General features: G+C 65.5%; 13 protein-coding genes. 12 read left to right on the plus strand and 1 reads right to left on the minus strand.

Features of this window, described 5'->3' with window-relative positions:
• Positions 1-90: 90 nt before the first annotated feature.
• The 10 genes from murD (at position 91) to lpxC (ending at position 12,412) form a co-directional block, all read left to right on the plus strand.
• Positions 91-2,286, plus strand: coding sequence for a UDP-N-acetylmuramoyl-L-alanine--D-glutamate ligase (gene murD / locus CEJ42_RS22065; protein WP_088752567.1), 2,196 nt, complete (start codon positions 91-93; stop codon positions 2,284-2,286).
• On the plus strand, positions 2,283-3,548 hold the full coding sequence (ftsW, locus tag CEJ42_RS22070; protein WP_079217114.1) for a putative lipid II flippase FtsW: 1,266 nt from the start codon (positions 2,283-2,285) through the stop codon (positions 3,546-3,548). Before murD ends, ftsW begins: the two co-directional genes overlap by 4 nt.
• Positions 3,545-4,627, plus strand: a complete 1,083-nt coding sequence (gene murG, locus CEJ42_RS22075) for an undecaprenyldiphospho-muramoylpentapeptide beta-N-acetylglucosaminyltransferase (protein WP_088752568.1) — start codon at positions 3,545-3,547, stop codon at positions 4,625-4,627. Before ftsW ends, murG begins: the two co-directional genes overlap by 4 nt.
• Positions 4,624-6,051: a UDP-N-acetylmuramate--L-alanine ligase gene (gene murC, locus CEJ42_RS22080; protein ID WP_079217112.1), complete on the plus strand. Its 1,428-nt coding sequence runs from the start codon at positions 4,624-4,626 to the stop codon at positions 6,049-6,051. Before murG ends, murC begins: the two co-directional genes overlap by 4 nt.
• The gene (locus CEJ42_RS22085) at positions 6,048-7,052 is read left to right on the plus strand and encodes a D-alanine--D-alanine ligase (protein WP_079217111.1); all 1,005 of its coding nucleotides are present in this window, start codon (positions 6,048-6,050) and stop codon (positions 7,050-7,052) included. Before murC ends, CEJ42_RS22085 begins: the two co-directional genes overlap by 4 nt.
• 24 nt (positions 7,053-7,076) lie before the next feature.
• Positions 7,077-7,847, plus strand: a complete 771-nt coding sequence (locus CEJ42_RS22090) for a cell division protein FtsQ/DivIB (RefSeq protein WP_079217110.1) — start codon at positions 7,077-7,079, stop codon at positions 7,845-7,847.
• Positions 7,848-7,857: 10 nt separating this feature from the next.
• Positions 7,858-9,090, plus strand: a complete 1,233-nt coding sequence (ftsA, locus tag CEJ42_RS22095) for a cell division protein FtsA (protein ID WP_079217109.1) — start codon at positions 7,858-7,860, stop codon at positions 9,088-9,090.
• Between the two features lie 298 nt (positions 9,091-9,388).
• Complete coding sequence (ftsZ, locus tag CEJ42_RS22100; RefSeq protein WP_079217108.1) at positions 9,389-10,576, plus strand: cell division protein FtsZ; 1,188 nt, start codon at positions 9,389-9,391, stop codon at positions 10,574-10,576.
• A gap of 149 nt (positions 10,577-10,725) precedes the next feature.
• Positions 10,726-11,229 carry a peroxiredoxin gene (locus CEJ42_RS22105; RefSeq protein ID WP_088752569.1) on the plus strand — a complete coding sequence of 168 codons (504 nt, stop codon included), beginning with the start codon at positions 10,726-10,728 and terminating at the stop codon, positions 11,227-11,229.
• Positions 11,230-11,476: 247 nt separating this feature from the next.
• Complete coding sequence (gene lpxC, locus CEJ42_RS22110; protein WP_079217106.1) at positions 11,477-12,412, plus strand: UDP-3-O-acyl-N-acetylglucosamine deacetylase; 936 nt, start codon at positions 11,477-11,479, stop codon at positions 12,410-12,412.
• A 171-nt stretch (positions 12,413-12,583) separates the two neighbouring features.
• Here the strand turns inward: lpxC and CEJ42_RS22115 are convergent, their stop codons facing one another.
• On the minus strand, positions 12,584-13,093 hold the full coding sequence (locus tag CEJ42_RS22115) for a DciA family protein (protein ID WP_088752570.1): 510 nt from the start codon (positions 13,091-13,093) through the stop codon (positions 12,584-12,586).
• Between the two features lie 53 nt (positions 13,094-13,146).
• Between CEJ42_RS22115 and CEJ42_RS22120 the strand changes: the two genes are divergently transcribed.
• Positions 13,147-14,124: a M23 family metallopeptidase gene (locus CEJ42_RS22120; RefSeq protein ID WP_079217104.1), complete on the plus strand. Its 978-nt coding sequence runs from the start codon at positions 13,147-13,149 to the stop codon at positions 14,122-14,124.
• A 229-nt stretch (positions 14,125-14,353) separates the two neighbouring features.
• On the plus strand, positions 14,354-17,107 hold the full coding sequence (gene secA, locus CEJ42_RS22125; RefSeq protein ID WP_079217103.1) for a preprotein translocase subunit SecA: 2,754 nt from the start codon (positions 14,354-14,356) through the stop codon (positions 17,105-17,107).
• Positions 17,108-17,162: the final 55 nt, after the last annotated feature.

Here is a 17,162-nt window from a genome sequence, read left to right on the forward strand (position 1 = left end):
GGCCGGCAATGAATACACGGCGCCCCTTGCGAGCAAAGCAAGGCGGCGCCCTTGGCAGTTTGATGAAGTGAAAGAAGTGAGCAGGAAAGAATGAATTACTCGGGCAAACACGTTCTGGTGCTCGGACTCGGCGAGTCCGGCCTGGCAATGGCGCGGTGGCTGGTCTACTGCGGCGCCGGCGTGCGCGTGGCCGATACGCGTACGGAGGCCGCACTGGCCGAGCGCCTGGCTGCCCTGCGCGCCGACGATGCGCAGGCCGAGGCCGTGCTGGGTCGCGCCTTTGCGCCCGAACTGCTGGACGGCGTGGACTTCGTCGCCGTCAGTCCCGGCCTTGCGCCCGAGGGCGAGCTGGCGCCGCTGATGTCCGCCATCGCCGAGCGCGGCCTGCCGCTGTGGGGCGAGATCGAACTGTTCGCCCAGGCCCTGGCGGCGCTGCGCGAAGAGACGTTGTACAAGCCCAGGGTGCTGGCCATCACCGGCACCAACGGCAAGACCACCGTCACCAGCCTGACCGGTCAGCTGTGCGAACGCGCCGGCCTGTCGGTCAAGGTCGCCGGCAACATCAGCCCGGCCGCGCTGGACGTGCTGCGCGAAGCCGTGATCAGGGACAAGGTGTTCCTGGCCGAACTGGCCGAGCAGGATGCGATCGCCGCCATCCAGGCCCAGGCCGAGGCCGAAGAGCAAGCCGCGCGCGCCGCCGAGCTGGCCGAACAGCAGGCCGCCGAAGAAGCCCGCCACAAGCGCGCCGCCGCCCGCATCGAGGAAGCCGCCGCCATCGCCGTGCCGGTCCCGTTCCCGGTGCCGGAAGCCGCGACGCCGGCCGCCAACGATGCGCAGGCCGACCTGCTGTCGCCGTCGGTCGTAGACGACGCCGAGCCTGTTGCATTGGAGCAGTCGCAAGCGGATGCCGCCGTCGGCGGTGAAGACCCGTCCGGCGAGGCGACCGAACCTGCTGCGTCCGATGCCGGAGAGACGCCGTCCGAAGGCCAAGCGGTGCAAGCGACCGAAGCACTCGACGCGCCCGAAGCTCGGGAAGCTGACGATGTTCACGAAGCACCGCCCACGCTGGCCACCGAGATCACCGAAGGCGCCGAACACCTGCCGGCTGAAGCCGCCAATGCCGACGCGTCGGTCGACGCCGGCGTGCAGACCGACGTTCCCGGCAACGAAGCAGCCGCGCCCGAAGGCATGAACCTGGGCGACTTCATGGAAGTCTCCCGCACCGCTGACGAAGACGCGCTGGCCGCCGTGCCGCCGCCTCCGCCGCCGGAGCCGACCTATCGCGGCTCGATGCCGCAGGCCTGGGTGTTGGAGCTGTCGAGCTTCCAGTTGCACACCACGCACAGCCTGCAGGCCGATGCCGCCACCGTGCTCAACGTGACCCAGGATCACCTGGACTGGCACGGCAGCATGGACGCCTATGCCGCCGACAAGGCGCGCATCTTCGGCGAACGCACCGTGCGCGTGCTCAACCGCGACGACGCGCTGGTGATGGCGATGTCCGACCCGGCCGCGCCGCTGTCCTCGTTCGGCCTGGACGAACCGTCCGCGCCGGACAGCTTCGGCCTGATCAATGACAACGGCATGCTGTGGCTGGCCAACGGCTTCGTGCATGAAGACGACGAACAGCCGGAAGGCCGTCGCCGCCGCAAGCAGAAGGAACTGGTGCCGCCGCCGGTGACCGTCAAGCGCCTGATGCCGGCCGATGCGCTGAAGATCCGCGGCGCCCACAACGCCATGAACGCGCTGGCCGCGCTGGCGCTGTGCCGCGCGATCGACCTGCCGATGGCGCCGCTGCTGCACGGCCTGCGCGACTACACGGGCGAGCCGCACCGCGTCGAGCTGGTGGGCGTGGTGCAGGAAGTGGAGTATTACGACGACAGCAAGGGCACCAACGTCGGCGCTACCGTGGCCGCCCTGAACGGGCTGGGCCTGGGCGGCCGTCCCAACCGCATCCTGCTGATCGCGGGCGGCGAAGGCAAGGGCCAGGACTTTGCGCCGCTGGCGCTGCCGGTAAGCAAGTACGGCCGCGCGGTGCTGCTGATCGGCCGCGACGCGCCGGTGATCCGCGCCGCGCTGGCCGACACCGGCGTCGAGCTGATCGACTGCGCGAGCATGGACGAGGCGGTACAGAAGGCCGGCGACATGGCGCGCTCGGGCGAGATCGTCCTGCTGTCGCCGGCGTGCGCCAGCTTTGACATGTTCCGCAACTATGCGCACCGCGCCGAGGTCTTCGTGGACGCGGTGCGTGAACTGGCGCTCTCGCGCGGCGAGGTGATCGCATGAAGCTCGGACTGTCGTCACTGCGTGGAATGCTGGGCAGCGTCAAAGACGCCGCCCCGGCTGCCGCCGGTCGCCTCAAGAGCGGCCTGGGCGGGCATTCCGGCAGCGTCGGCTTCGAGCAGCGCTCGCGCATGATGGAGTACGACCAGCCGCTGATCTGGGTGGTGCTGCTGCTCATGCTGTTCGGCATGGTGATGGTGTATTCGGCGTCGGTCGCCTTGCCCGATTCGCCCAAGTACGCCTCCTATTCGAACTACCACTTCCTGACCCGCCAGGCGATCTTCATCGTGCTCTCGATCATCGCCGGCGCGCTGGCGTTCCGCGTGAAGATCGAGACCTGGCAGAAATGGGCGCCGTACCTGTTCGCCATCACGCTGATCCTGCTGCTGATGGTGCTGATCCCGGGCGTGGGCAAGGGCGTCAACGGCGCCAAGCGCTGGCTGTCGCTGAAGGTGATCAACCTGCAGCCGTCCGAGCTGATGAAGCTCTTCATCGTGCTGTACGCGGCCGACTACACGGTGCGCAAGCAGGCGGTGATGCACAAGCTGGTCAAGGGCTTTGCGCCGATGGCCGCCGCCGTCGGCCTGGTCGGCCTGCTGCTGCTGCTGGAGCCCGACCTGGGCGCGTTCGGCGTGATTGTCTGCATCGCCATGGGCATCCTGTTCCTGGGCGGCATCAACGGCATCTGGTTCGGCGGCATCAGCGCCATGCTGGGCGGCGTGTTCACCCTGGTGATCGTGATGTCGCCGTGGCGGCGCGAGCGTATCTTCGCCTACCTCAATCCGTGGGAAGAGGAAAACGCGCTGGGCAAGGCTTACCAGCTGTCGCACTCGCTGATCGCCTTCGGTCGCGGCGAGCTGTTCGGCGTGGGCCTGGGCAGCAGCGTGGAAAAACTGCATTACCTGCCCGAGGCGCACACCGACTTCCTGCTGGCCGTGATCGGCGAGGAACTCGGCTTTGCCGGCGTGCTGGTGGTGGTGCTGCTGTTCTACTGGCTGGTCAAGCATGCCTTCGAGATCGGCCGCCAGGCCATCGCGCTGGACCTGACCTTCGCCGGCCTGGTGGCCAAGGGCATCGGCATCTGGCTGGGCGTGCAGGCCTTCATCAACATGGGCGTGAACCTGGGCCTGCTGCCGACCAAGGGCCTGACGCTGCCGCTGATGAGCTATGGCGGCTCCGGCGTGCTGCTCAACTGCGTGGGCCTGGCGATCCTGCTGCGCATCGATTACGAGAACCGCGTGCTGATGCGAGGAGGACGCCTGTGAGCACTCCCCGCAAATTGCTGATCATGGCGGCCGGCACCGGCGGCCACATCTTCCCGGGCCTGGCGATCGCCGACACCATGCGCGCGCGCGGCTGGCAGGTGAGCTGGCTGGGTACTTCGCACGGCATGGAGCGCGACCTGGTCCCGCGCCATGGCGTGGAGATGGACACCATCGTCTTCGCCGGCCTGCGCGGCAAGGGCCTGATGCATACGGTCAAGGGCGTGTTGCGCATGGCGGCCAGCTTCTTCAGCTGCTTCGCCATCCTCGGACGCCGTCGCCCGGACGTGGTGCTGGGCATGGGCGGTTACGTGACGGTGCCGGGCGGCGCGATGGCGCGCCTGCGCGGCAAGCCGCTGGTGCTGGTCAACGCCGACGCCGCGCTGCTGCTGTCGAACAAGATGCTCACGCCGCTGGCCGACCGCGTGCTGTTCGGCTTCCCGGCCGACTTTGGCCGTGCAGCCGGCAAGGCCGAAGTCACCGGCAACCCGGTGCGCAAGGAAATCGTGGCGCTGCCGCTGCCGGCGCAGCGCTATGCCGGGCGCAGCGGCCCGCTGAAGATCCTGGTGGTGGGCGGCAGCCTGGGCGCCAAGGTGTTGAACGACAACGTCCCGGCGGCGCTGGCCAAGTTGCCGCCGGCGCAGCGTCCGCTGGTCACGCACCAGTCGGGCAAGCAGCATATCGATGCGCTGCGCGCCGCCTACGACAAGGCGGGCGTGCAGGCCGAGGTGGTGGATTTCATCGACGACATGCCGCGCCGTTACGCCGAGGCCGACCTGGTGATCTGCCGCGCCGGCGCCATCACGGTGTCGGAACTGACCGCCGCCGGAGTGGCGAGCGTGCTGGTGCCGCTGGCAGTGTCGACCACCTCGCACCAGATCGACAACGCCAAATGGATGGCGCAAAACCGCGCGGCGATACACCTGCCGCAACGCGAACTCACAGCCGACGCGCTGGCGGGTTTGCTGCAGAAAATGGACCGCGCTGCATGCCAGGACATGGCGCAGGCGGCATACGAACAAGGCCGGCGCGACGCCAATGAGGCGATCGCGCGCGTGCTGGAAGGACTGGTAACACCATGAAGCATCGCGTCAAGAATATTCACTTCGTCGGCATCGGCGGCTCCGGCATGTCGGGCATCGCCGAGGTCATGTTGAACCTGGGCTACGGCGTGTCCGGCTCGGACCTGGGCAGCAATGCCGCGACCCAGCGCCTGGCGCAGCTGGGCGCCTGCATCCGCTACGGCCACGCGGCCGAGAACATCGACGGCGCCGACGCCATCGTCACCTCCACCGCCGTCAAGGGCGACAATCCGGAAGTGCTGGCGGCGCGCAAGAAACACATCCCCATCGTGCCGCGCGCGGTGATGCTGGGCGAGCTGATGCGCCTGAAGAAGGGCATCGCGATCGCCGGCACCCACGGCAAGACCACTACCACTTCGCTGGTAGCCAGCGTGCTGGCCCAGGGCGGACTGGACCCGACCTTCGTGATCGGCGGCCGGCTGACCTCGGCCGGCGCCAACGCCAAGCTGGGTACCGGCGAATTCATCGTGGCCGAGGCCGACGAGTCCGATGCGTCCTTCCTGAACCTGACGCCGGTGATCGAGGTGATCACCAACATCGACGCCGACCACATGGAGACCTACAACCATGACTTCGCGCGCCTGAAGCAGGCCTTCGTCGAGTTCACCCAGCGCCTGCCGTTCTACGGCGTGGCGGTGCTGTGCCTGGACGACCCGCACGTGCGCGAGATCATGCCGATGGTGTCCAAGCCCATCGTCACCTACGGCTTCCACGAGGACGCCGAAGTGCGCGCGGTGGACGCCCGCGCGGTCGACGGCAAGATGGAGTTCACCGTGATCCAGGACGGCTATGCGCCGATGCAGGTGAGCCTGAACCAGCCCGGCATGCACAACGTGCAGAACGCCTGCGCGGCGATCGCCATCGCGCGCGAGCTGGACGTGGACGACGCCGCCACGCAAAAGGCGCTGACCGAATTCAACGGCGTGGGTCGCCGCTTCACCCGCTACGGCGAGGTGCCGCTGTTCGACGCCGAAGGCAAGCCTGCCGGCCACTTCACGCTGGTCGACGACTACGGCCACCATCCGGTCGAGACCGCCGCGACGATCTCCGCCGCGCGCGGCGCCTATCCGGGCCGCCGCTTGGTGCTGGCGTTCCAGCCGCACCGCTATACCCGCACGCGCGACCTGTTCGAAGACTTCGTCAAGGTACTGTCGCAGCCTGACGTGCTGGTGCTGGCCGAGGTGTATTCGGCCGGCGAGTCGCCCATCGTCGCCGCCGACGGCCGTTCGCTGGCGCATGCGCTGCGCGCGGCCGGCAAGGTCGAACCGGTGTTCGTGGACGACATCGCCGACATGCCCGAGACCATCCGCAACGTGGTGCGCGACGGCGACGTGGTGATGACCATGGGCGCCGGCTCGATTTCCGCCGTGCCCGGCCGCCTGACGGCGCAGGCCGGTGAAAAATCCGAACAGGGGGGCGCATGATCAGCCAGGACCAGATCAAGGCCTTCGGCCGCGTCGGCGTGCTCTACGGCGGCCGCTCGGCCGAGCGCGAAGTGTCCAAGATGTCGGGCAGCGGCGTGCTGCAGGCCCTGCGTTCCAAGGGCGTGGACGCGCACCCGTTCGATCCGGCCGAGCGCAGCCTGGGCGAGTTGCAGGCGGAGAAATTCGACCGCGTCTTCATCGCGCTGCACGGCCGCTACGGCGAGGACGGCACGCTGCAGGGCGCGCTGGAACAGATGGGCCTGCCCTACACCGGCCCCGGCGTGATGGCGTCGAGCATCGCCATGGACAAGATCATGACCAAGCGCATCTGGCTGGCGCACGGGCTGCCGACGCCGCGCTTCGCCGTGCTGGACGCCAAGTCCACCACCCGCGAGCAGCTGCGCACCGTGCCTGACGAGCTGGGCCTGCCGCTGATGCTCAAGGCGCCGCATGAGGGCTCGACCATCGGCATCGCCAAGGTCAACGGCTACTCCGACGTGCAGGCCGGTTTCGACCTGTGCGCCCGCTACGACGACGTGGTGCTGGCCGAAGAATTCATCCGCGGCCGCGAACTGACCGTGCCGGTGATCGGCAGCGGCCGCGATGCGCGCGCCCTGCCGGTGATCGAGATCCGTGCGCCCGAAGGCAACTACGACTACCAGCACAAGTATTTCACCGACGACACCAAGTACCTGTGCCCGGCGCCGGTCAGCGAAGAACTGACCCAGCGCCTGCAGGAACTGGCGGTGCAGGCCTTCCACGCGGTCGGCTGCCGCGGCTGGAGCCGCGTCGACTTCATGCTGCGCGAGAAGGACGGCCAGGCCGAGCCTTACCTGCTGGAAATCAATACCTCGCCGGGCATGACCAGCCATTCGCTGGTGCCGATGGCCGCCAAGGCGCTGGGATTGAGTTATGAGGATTTGTGCTGCGAGATCCTGCAGCTGGCGGCGCTCGATATGACGCCTTCGAAGAACTGGACGCCGCAGGCGGACCAGTCCTAAGGCGCCAGGGGAGCTCGCGAAGGAATGTGGCAAGACGTCAAGATGCTCAATGCGGTCAGCAGCGCGCTGTTTGCGCTGGTGCTGCTGGCCCTGATGGCATCGGGCCTGTGGTGGGTGGCGCAGCGGCCGATGTTTACGCTGCACACGATACGTATCGAAAGCGCCGGCGAGTTGCCGCTGGAAAAGATCAACGCGCTGACGGTGCGCGCGGCGGCGGTGCCGAAGATACGCGGCAATTTCTTCACCACCGACCTGTCGGCGGTGCGCGCGGCCTTCGAGGCGGTGCCGTGGGTGCGCAAAGCGATGGTGCGGCGCGAATGGCCGGACCGGCTGGTGGTGAAGATCGAGGAACACAGGGCCCTGGGCACCTGGGGCGAGGATGGCAAGCTGCTGTCGCAGAAGGGTGATGTGTTCACCGCCAACCTGGCCGAGGCCGAAGACGACGGCGACCTGCTGGAGTTCGACGGCCCCGAGGGCAGCGAGAAGCAGGTGGTGACGCGGCTGGCGCAGTTCCGGCAGTGGTTCGCGCCGCTGAAGCTGGAGCCGGAGTCGCTGGTGCTGTCCAACCGCTACGCCTGGACGGTGCGCATGGACAACGGCATGACCGTCGAGCTTGGGCGCGACCAGGGCGACGCGGTGCTGAAGGAACGGATCGACAGGCTGGTGGCGGTGTATCCCCAGCTGATGGAAAGATTGCAGGGCAAGATCGAGAGCGTCGACATGCGTTACCCCAACGGGATGGCGCTCAAGGCGGATGGAATGGTGCTGGCGGCATTGAACGGAAAGAAGAAATAAGCGGAACGATATGACAAAAGACGCAAAAAATCTGATCGTCGGTCTCGACATCGGCACCTCCAAGGTGGTCGCGGTGGTCGCCGAGGTGCTGGCCGACGGCCGCCATGAAGTCATCGGCCTGGGCCAGTCCGAGTCCAAGGGGCTGAAGAAGGGCGTGGTGGTCAACATCGAGGCCACCGTCGAGTCCATCCAGCGCGCCCTGGAAGAGGCCGAACTAATGGCCGACTGCAAGATCAGAAACGTCTATACCGGCATCGCCGGCAGCCACATCCGCAGCTTCAATTCGAGCGGCATGGTGGCGATCAAGGACAAGGAAGTGACGGCGGCCGACGTCTCGCGCGTGATCGAAACCGCCAAGGCCGTCAACATTCCGACCGACCAGCAGCTGCTGCACACGGTCCCGCAGGAATTCATCGTCGACAACCAGGAAGACGTGCGCGAGCCGATCGGCATGAGCGGCATCCGCCTGGAAGTGAAAGTGCACATCGTGACCGGCGCGGTCTCGGCAGTGCAGAACATCGTCAAGTGCGTGCGCCGTTGCGGCCTGGAAGTGTCGGACCTGATCCTGCAGCCGATGGCGTCGGCCGACTCCGTGCTGACCCCGGACGAGCGCGAGCTGGGCGTGGTGCTGGTCGACATCGGCGGCGGCACCACCGACGTGGCGGTATTTACCGAAGGCGCGATCCGCCACACCGCCGTGATCCCCATCGCCGGCGACCAGATCACCAATGACATCGCGATGGCGTTGCGCACGCCGACGCTGGAAGCGGAAGAAATCAAACTGCGTTACGGCGTGGCCAAGCAGATCTTGGCCGACCCGACCGAGACGCTGGAAGTGCCCGGCCTGGGCGACCGCAACCCGCGCACCCTGTCGCGCCAGGCGCTGGCCGCGGTCATCGAGCCGCGCGTGGAAGAGCTGTTCGCGCTGGTGCACCAGGTGGTGCGCGAGTCGGGTTACGAAGAAGTGCTGTCCTCGGGCATCGTGCTCACCGGCGGCTCCTCGATGATGCCGGGCATGACCGAGCTGGCCGAAGACATCTTCCTCAAGCCGGCGCGCCTGGGCACGCCGGAGTACAGCGGCCAGCTGGCCGACGTGGTGCGCAGCCCGCGCTACTCGACCGTGCTGGGCCTGCTGCAGGAAGCCAAGAAGCAATACCTGCGCGGCTACATCGTGACGCGCCAGGAGGGCTCGGTGAAGGCGGTATGGCAGCGCATGAAGGAATGGTTCCTCGGCAATTTCTGAGGTGCGCGGCGGGCAGGTGCATCAGGATGTAAAAGTTTTGGCGGCGGTTGCGTCAACGGCGGTACGGTGTCGGGAGTTTTTGTTCTCTTCGGGCGACGGTTGGTTGGGCGGTTCAAGAATTCGGCGGTATGGCAGTTTTTGGTAATTCGGCAGGTCAGTAATTTGAGTTCGCAGTAGCACAGTAAAACGGTTGATTGAAACAATCTTGGACAGGCATGCAGTTCTCAGTTGCTAGTCGTCACACCGCGTGATGCCTATCAACTGCCAGCTGCAGACACATATATTTAAAGGAGTCATCATGGAAATCGATATGGTCGACAACGCGACGCTGGGTACGATCATCAAGGTCGTGGGCGTCGGCGGCGCCGGCGGCAACGCTGTGCAGCATATGATCAACAAGGGCGTCAACGGCGTGGAATTCATCGCCGCCAACACCGACGCGCAGGCGCTCAAGCAGTCCAAGGCGCACAACGTCATCCAGATCGGCGACACCGGCCTGGGCGCGGGCATGCAGCCGGAAGTCGGCCGCCGCCTGGCCGAAGAGACCCGTTCGCGCATCGAAGACTCGCTGCGCGGCGCGCACATGGTGTTCATCGCCGCAGGCATGGGCGGCGGCACCGGCACCGGCGCGGCTCCCGTGGTGGCGCAGGTGGCCAAGCAGCAGGGCGCGCTGACCGTCGCGGTGGTTTCCAAGCCGTTCTCCTACGAAGGCCAGAAGTGCATGGACATCGCCGACGCAGGCCTGGAAGAACTGTCGCAGCACGTCGATTCCCTGATCATCATCCTCAACGAGAAGCTGGAAGAGATCTACGAAGACGACAGCATGATCGAATGGCTGTCCCACGCCGACGATGTGCTTAACAACGCCGTTGCCGGTATTGCTGAAATCATCAACGTGCCGGGCCACATCAACGTCGACTTCAACGACGTCAAGACCATCATGGGCGAGCAGGGCAAGGCCATGATGGGCACCGCGACCGCTTCCGGCGTCGACCGCGCGCGCGTGGCCGCCGAGCAGGCCGTGGCTTCGCCGCTGCTGGACGGCATCGACCTGTCCGGCGCGCGCGGCGTGCTGGTCAACGTGACCGCCTCGCGCAGCCTGAAGGGCAAGGAAATCAAGGAAGTGATGGCGACCGTGCGCGCCTTCGCCGCCGCCGACGCCTCGATCGCGCAAGGCATCGCCTACGACGACACCATGGGCGACGAGATCCGCGTCACCGTGGTGGCGACCGGCCTGGGCCGTGCCCGCAAGACCGTGCAGCTGGTGCAGACCCCGGTGATGCGTACCGGTACACACAACGAACCCATCATGGCCGCCACCGGCACAGTGATGCAGGGCGCCGCCCAGCCGGCAGCCGCCTTCGGCGGCCTGAAGGCGCCGGCCGTGTGGCGTCGCGAGTCGGCTTCCGACACCGTGCGCGCCCTGGAAAAGAACGGCATGGAAACCTACGACATCCCGGCATTCCTGCGCAAGCAGGCGGACTGATCGCAGGCTGCCCATTCGCTGTGTGGCCGGGCTGGGTGATTTCCAGCAGCCCGGCCCACAACAGGGCATACTAACGCCGCGCCCCGTGCGCGGCGTTTTTTTGCCCGCCCGGATTGCACTAGATACCCACAACCAGACGAGGAAACACCATGACCATCAAGATCGGCGACCGCCTGCCGGAAGGCACCCTGACCGAATTCATCGAGACCGAAACCGAAGGCTGCAGCCTGGGCCCGAACGCCTTCAAGGTGTCCGACCTGGTCAAGGGCAAGAAGATCGCCCTGTTCGCGCTGCCGGGCGCCTTCACGCCGACCTGTTCGGCCAAGCACGTGCCGGGCTACATCGCGGCAGCCGAGCAGTTCAAGGCCAAAGGCGTGGACGAGATCTGGTGCCTGTCGGTCAACGACGCCTTCGTCATGGGCGCCTGGGGCCGCGAGCAGAAGGCCACCGGCGTGGTGCGCATGCTGGCCGACGGCAGCGCCGCGCTGACCAAGGAACTGGGCATGGAGTTCGACCTGACCGCCAAGGGCATGGGCGTGCGTTCGCAGCGTTACTCCATGCTGCTGGAAGACGGCGTGGTCAAGCAGCTGAACCTGGAAGCGCCGGGCAAGTTCGAAGTGTCGAACGCCGAGACCCTGCTGGGCCAGCTGTAAATCGGGCTTCCCCGAACGTCGTCGGGTCCCGTCCGGGGCCGGGGTGGCAGGGCTGCAGGGATCCGGCATATCGCCGGTTCAGGTTTCTTTTTCCTTGTCGTCCCGGCGCAGGCCGGGACCCGTGTCGTTTGACGCGCCCCGGTGGCGGGCAAAAGCAATCATTGCGATTGATAAAAACAATCCGCCGCCGCTCCAGATTTGCAACACCCGGGCGGCCGCGCTCCCGCGCCTTGGCTATAATGTCCGGATGTTGAAACAGCGCACAATCAAGAATTTGGTCAAGTCCACCGGCGTCGGCCTGCACTCCGGCACCAAGGTCGAGCTGACCCTGCGTCCGGCCGCGCCGGACACCGGCATCATCTTCCGCCGCATCGATCTCGATCCCGTCGTCGAGCTGCCCATGGTCGCCACCGGCGTGGGCGACACCCGCATGGCCTCGACCCTGACCAAGGACGGCGCCAAGGTATCCACCGTTGAGCACCTGCTGTCGGCCTGCGCCGGGCTGGGCATCGACAACCTCTATATCGACCTGACCGCGGAAGAAATCCCGATCATGGACGGTTCCGCCTCTTCCTTCGTGTTCCTGCTGCAGCAGGCCGGGTTGCAAGAGCAGAACGCCGCCAAGAAATTCATCCGCGTGAAAAAGCCCGTGGAAGTGCGCGAAGGCACCGGCGACAAGGAAAAGTGGGCGCGTCTGGAACCCTACAACGGCTTCCGCCTGAAGTTCTTCATCGAATTCAACCACCCCGCAGTGGACGGCACCGGCCAGGTGGCCGAGGTCGACTTCGGCATCGATTCGTACGTGAAAGAGATCGCCCGCGCGCGCACCTTCGGTTTCATGCAGGACGTGGAAACCTTGCGCGGCATGGGCCTGGCCCGCGGCGGCTCGTTCGAGAACGCGATCGTGATGGACGAATACCGCATCCTCAACGCCGACGGCCTGCGCTACGACAACGAGTTCGTGCGTCACAAGATCCTCGACGCCATCGGCGACCTCTACATCATCGGCCACCCGCTGCTGGCCAGCTATGACGCGCACAAGTCCGGCCACGGCCTGAACAACCTGCTGCTGCGCGAGCTGCTGAACAATCCGGATTCCTATGAAGTGGTCACCTTCGATTCGCTGGAGACCGCGCCGCAGACCTATGTGATGCAGGCCAAGCAGGAGTGGGCGCTGAACTGAGCAACCGGGCCCGTTGCGACGCTAGACAAGGAAAAACGCCCCGCATTGCGGGGCGTTTTTCTTTTGTACGGCGCTTTTTGGGGTGAAAGTGCGGGCGTAAATCTTTTACAAGATTTTGCAATACATGGATTGCTGGCTGGAAATAACCCCGCTTTCCCTTCCCTGTTTCGCTTATGCGCGAGGCCGGCGACGCCGTATCATGGCGTCGATGGCATCCTTCAGGCCCTGGCTGCGCGGGTCGGCCGACAGCGTATTGCTGAGCTCGGCGAAGGATGACAAGGCGTTGTCCGTCAATTCGAGTACCCGTTTGGGCTGGGGCGGCGGGGCAATCTTGCCAACTTGCACTTTGATACGGATTGAATTAACCTGCCATCCGTCCTTTTGCAAGCGGTCTTGCAGCCTGGGGAGCTGTTGTTTGAGGCGGGCGGCCAGAGCGGCATTGGGCGCACTCATTACCAGCACGCCAGTTTCGAAGTTCAAGATCTCGCACGCGGCAAACATCGCGGGCAATCCGGCCGCGACTGCCTTTTGCAGCGTGGCCATGCGTGAAAGAGCGGGCAGCAGCGCCGCCATCGTCGAATTCGACCGCAAAAAATCCGAAGCTCCCTTCGTGCTCCGCGCCATGCGTTGAGCGCTCGTGGGAGCGGGCCGATAAGGGGTGAACGTGGATGCGTACTTCATCTTTAAACCTTATCACATCCGGTAGTTGACCGACCGGAGACCAAGGAGCAAAGATGCAAATTATCCTGCTGCACCCCCGTTTCACCAAGGCGCGATCCGTCACGCTGGGTTCGAAGCACCTGTTCATCGTGTTCTTCCTCATGGCAATCGCCATCGCCGGTTGCTCCGCGCTGATCTCCTACATGGTGCTGCGTCACGCCGGGGAGGCCGACGCATCGCCGATGTTCCGCAAGCTGGCCATGTCCATGAGCCAGCAGGAAGACGACCGCAAGGAAAAATTCCTCAAGGAAAACCTGGCCATGATGGCCGTCAAGCTGGGCGAGATGCAGGCCCAGATGATGCGCCTGGACGCCCTGGGCGAGCGCGTGCAGGGCCTGGCCGGCATCCGTCCCGAAGAATTCAACTTCAAGGAAATGCCCGGCCGCGGCGGCGCCGAGCAGTCCAGCCTGGCCGGCCCCGGCAGGGAAGTCGGCATGGATGAGCTGCGCCGCATGCTCGACTCGCTGGCGGTGGACGCCGGCCATCGTACCGATTACCTCAATGCGGTCGAGTCCACCCTGATGGGCGACAAGATCAAGTCGCGCCTGCTGCCGACCAACCAGCCGGTCAACGTGGCCTACAACTCGTCGAGCTTCGGCTGGCGCCTGGACCCCTTCACCGGGCACAACGCCTTCCACGAGGGCCTGGACTTCCCGGCCCCGGTGGGCACCCGCATCGTGGCCGCGGCCGCCGGCGTGGTGATCGCCTCCGAATATCATTATCAGTTCGGCAACATGCTGGAAATCGACCACGGCAACAACATCATCACGCGCTATGCCCACGCCTCGCAGCTGTATGTGAAGGTGGGCGACATCGTCAAGCGCGGCCAGCATGTGGCCGACGTCGGCTCGACCGGCCGCTCGACCGGCGCCCACCTGCATTTCGAGGTGCGCATCCGCGGCATCGCCCAGGATCCGCGCAAGTTCCTGGCCCTGGGCGCCAACGGCGGCAACCAGCCCAAGCAGATGCCGGTGTTCGTGGCCGGCCGCTGAGCGCTTTTCTCCCCCGGACATGCGCAAAACCCGCCTTTTGGCGGGTTTTTCTATTGAATCTTCGCGATCGGGCCTGATCTACAAGCGGTTCGGCCCGCCTGCATGCCTCGAAAGCCATCGCCACGGGGCCTGCGTGCTAAAATCAGCGGTTTATTATTGGGCGTTTTCCGGCCGGGTGCCGGGCGTCTGTCTGCCGGATCTTTCATCGGCGCTTTTATAGAATCCAAGCATGTCATTCCTGACCAAGATTTTCGGTAGCCGTAACCAGCGGTTGCTCAAACAATATCAAAAAATCGTCCGCCAGATTAACGCGCTGGAGCCGTCGGTCGAAAAGCTGACGGATACCGAACTTCAAGCCAAGACGCCCGAATTCAAGCAACGCATCGCCGGCGGCGAGACGCTGGACGCGATCCTGCCGGAAGCCTTCGCGGTGTGCCGCGAAGCCAGCCGCCGCGTGCTGAAGATGCGCCACTTCGACGTCCAGCTGATCGGCGGCATGTCGCTGCACTTCGGCAAGATCGCCGAAATGCGCACCGGCGAAGGCAAGACCCTGATGGCGACGCTGCCGGCCTACCTGAATGCGCTGGCCGGCAAGGGCGTGCACGTGGTCACCGTCAACGATTACTTGGCGCAGCGCGACGCCGACGACATGGGTCGCCTGTACGGCTGGCTGGGCCTGACCACCGGCGTGAACCTGTCGCAGATGGAACACGACATCAAGCAGGAAGCCTACGCCGCCGACATCACCTACGGCACCAACAACGAGTTCGGTTTCGACTACCTGCGCGACAACATGGTGTTCGACGCCGACGACCGCGTGCAGCGCAGCCTGAATTTCGCCATCGTCGACGAAGTGGACTCGATCCTGATCGACGAAGCGCGTACCCCGCTGATCATCTCCGGCCAGGCCGAGAACCACACCGAGCTGTATCACAAGATAAACTCCGTGCCGCCGCTGCTGACGCTGCAGATCGGCGAAGAGACCCCGGACGGCAAGGGCAAGATCGAAGTCCCGGGCGACTACACCAAGGACGAGAAGAGCCACCAGGTCCTGCTGACCGAGGCCGGTCATGACAAGGCCGAAGAGATCCTGACCCAGATGGGCCTGCTGCCGGAAGGCGCGTCGCTGTACGACGCCGCCAACATCACGCTGATCCACCACCTGTACGCCGCCCTGCGCGCGCACACGCTGTATCACAAGGACCAGCATTACGTGGTGCAGAACGGCGAAGTCACCATCGTCGACGAATTCACCGGCCGCCTGATGACCGGCCGCCGCTGGTCCGACGGCCTGCACCAGGCCGTCGAAGCCAAGGAAGGCGTGAAGATCCAGAACGAGAACCAGACGTTGGCCTCGATCACCTTCCAGAACTACTTCCGCATGTACGGCAAGCTGTCCGGCATGACCGGTACGGCCGACACCGAAGCCTACGAATTCCAGGAGATCTACCACCTGGAAACCGTGGTGATCCCGCCGAACCGTCCGAATGCCCGCAAGGACCGCCAGGACCAGGTCTACAAGACCGCGCAAGAGAAGTACATGGCGATGCTGAAAGACATCCAGGATTGCTACGAGCGCGGCCAGCCGGTGCTGGTGGGCACCACCTCGATCGAAAACTCCGAGCTGCTGTCGGGCATCCTGACCAAGGCCAAGCTGCCGCACAACGTCTTGAACGCCAAGCAGCACGCGCGTGAAGCCGAGATCGTGGCGCAGGCCGGCCGTCCCAAGATGATCACCATCGCCACCAACATGGCCGGCCGCGGCACCGACATCGTGCTGGGCGGCAACGTGGGCAAGCAGATCCAGCTGATCCAGGAAGACCCGGCCCTGTCCGACGACGACAAGGCCGCCCGCGCCAAGCAGCTGGGCGACGAATGGCAGTCGCTGCACGACCACGTGGTCAACGCCGGCGGCCTGCACATCATCGGCACCGAGCGCCACGAGTCGCGCCGCGTCGACAACCAGCTGCGCGGCCGTTCCGCGCGCCAGGGCGACCCGGGCTCCTCGCGCTTCTATCTGTCGCTGGACGACGCGCTGCTGCGCATCTTCGCCGGCGACCGCGTGCGCGCCATCATGGACCGCCTGAAGATGCCCGAAGGCGAACCGATCGAGGCCGGCATCGTGACCCGCTCGATCGAGTCCGCGCAGCGCAAGGTCGAAGCCCGCAACTTCGACATCCGCAAGCAGCTGCTGGAATACGACGACGTCGCCAACGACCAGCGCAAGGTGATCTACCAGCAGCGTAACGAGCTGCTGGAGTCGGCCGAAATGGCCGAGATGATCGCCTCGCTGCGCGAAGGCGTGTTCACCGACCTGTTCCGCGAGTACGTGCCGGCCGAGTCGATGGAAGAGCAATGGGACATCCCGGGCCTGCAGGCGGTGCTGAAGAACGAATGGCAGCTGGACGTGCCGCTCGACGCCATCCTCGAAGCCGAGCCCGATCTGGCCGACGACGACCTGCTGGAGCGCGTGCTGGCCGCCGCCACCGAAGCCTACGACACCAAGGTCGCGGTGGTCGGCGTGGAAGCCTTCGCCGGCTTCGAGCGCAGCGTCATGCTGCAAAGCATCGACAACCACTGGCGCGAACACCTGGCCGCGCTGGACCACCTGCGCCAGGGTATCCACCTGCGCGGCTATGCGCAGAAGAACCCCAAGCAGGAATACAAGCGCGAAGCCTTCGAGCTGTTCGCCCAGATGCTGGACCTGATCAAGAACGAAGTGATCAAGGTCGTGATGACCGTGCGCATCCAGAGCCGCGAAGAGATCGAGGCGGCCGAGGAAAGCATGAGCGGCGGTTCGCCCATCAACGTCAACTACCAGCACGCCGACTTCAATCCCGAAGCCGCGCCCGAGGAGCTGCTGGCGCCGACCGCCCAGAGCGAGTCCGACGACGGTTCGGAATATCCGAAGGTCGGCCGCAACGACCCCTGCCCGTGCGGCAGCGGCAAGAAGTACAAGCAGTGCCACGGCAAGCTGGCCTGATCCAGCCGCCGGCAGCCTGAAGAAAAAGGCCGTTCACCATCGACCTGGTGAGCGG

The organism is Herbaspirillum robiniae (assembly GCF_002213415.1).
GTDB classification, from domain to species: domain Bacteria; phylum Pseudomonadota; class Gammaproteobacteria; order Burkholderiales; family Burkholderiaceae_D; genus Herbaspirillum; species Herbaspirillum robiniae.

Bases quoted from the DNA above. Each gene is read 5' to 3' on its own strand.
- murD (WP_088752567.1), top strand. From the start codon at position 91: ATGAATTACTCGGGCAAACACGTTCTGGTGCTCGGACTCGGCGAGTCC.
- ftsW (WP_079217114.1), top strand. From the start codon at position 2,283: ATGAAGCTCGGACTGTCGTCACTGCGTGGAATGCTGGGCAGCGTCAAA.
- murC (WP_079217112.1), top strand. From the start codon at position 4,624: ATGAAGCATCGCGTCAAGAATATTCACTTCGTCGGCATCGGCGGCTCC.
- CEJ42_RS22085 (WP_079217111.1), top strand. From the start codon at position 6,048: ATGATCAGCCAGGACCAGATCAAGGCCTTCGGCCGCGTCGGCGTGCTC.
- CEJ42_RS22090 (WP_079217110.1), top strand. From the start codon at position 7,077: ATGTGGCAAGACGTCAAGATGCTCAATGCGGTCAGCAGCGCGCTGTTT.
- ftsA (WP_079217109.1), top strand. From the start codon at position 7,858: ATGACAAAAGACGCAAAAAATCTGATCGTCGGTCTCGACATCGGCACC.
- ftsZ (WP_079217108.1), top strand. From the start codon at position 9,389: ATGGAAATCGATATGGTCGACAACGCGACGCTGGGTACGATCATCAAG.
- CEJ42_RS22105 (WP_088752569.1), top strand. From the start codon at position 10,726: ATGACCATCAAGATCGGCGACCGCCTGCCGGAAGGCACCCTGACCGAA.
- lpxC (WP_079217106.1), top strand. From the start codon at position 11,477: ATGTTGAAACAGCGCACAATCAAGAATTTGGTCAAGTCCACCGGCGTC.
- CEJ42_RS22115 (WP_088752570.1), bottom strand. From the start codon at position 13,093: ATGAAGTACGCATCCACGTTCACCCCTTATCGGCCCGCTCCCACGAGC.
- CEJ42_RS22120 (WP_079217104.1), top strand. From the start codon at position 13,147: ATGCAAATTATCCTGCTGCACCCCCGTTTCACCAAGGCGCGATCCGTC.
- secA (WP_079217103.1), top strand. From the start codon at position 14,354: ATGTCATTCCTGACCAAGATTTTCGGTAGCCGTAACCAGCGGTTGCTC.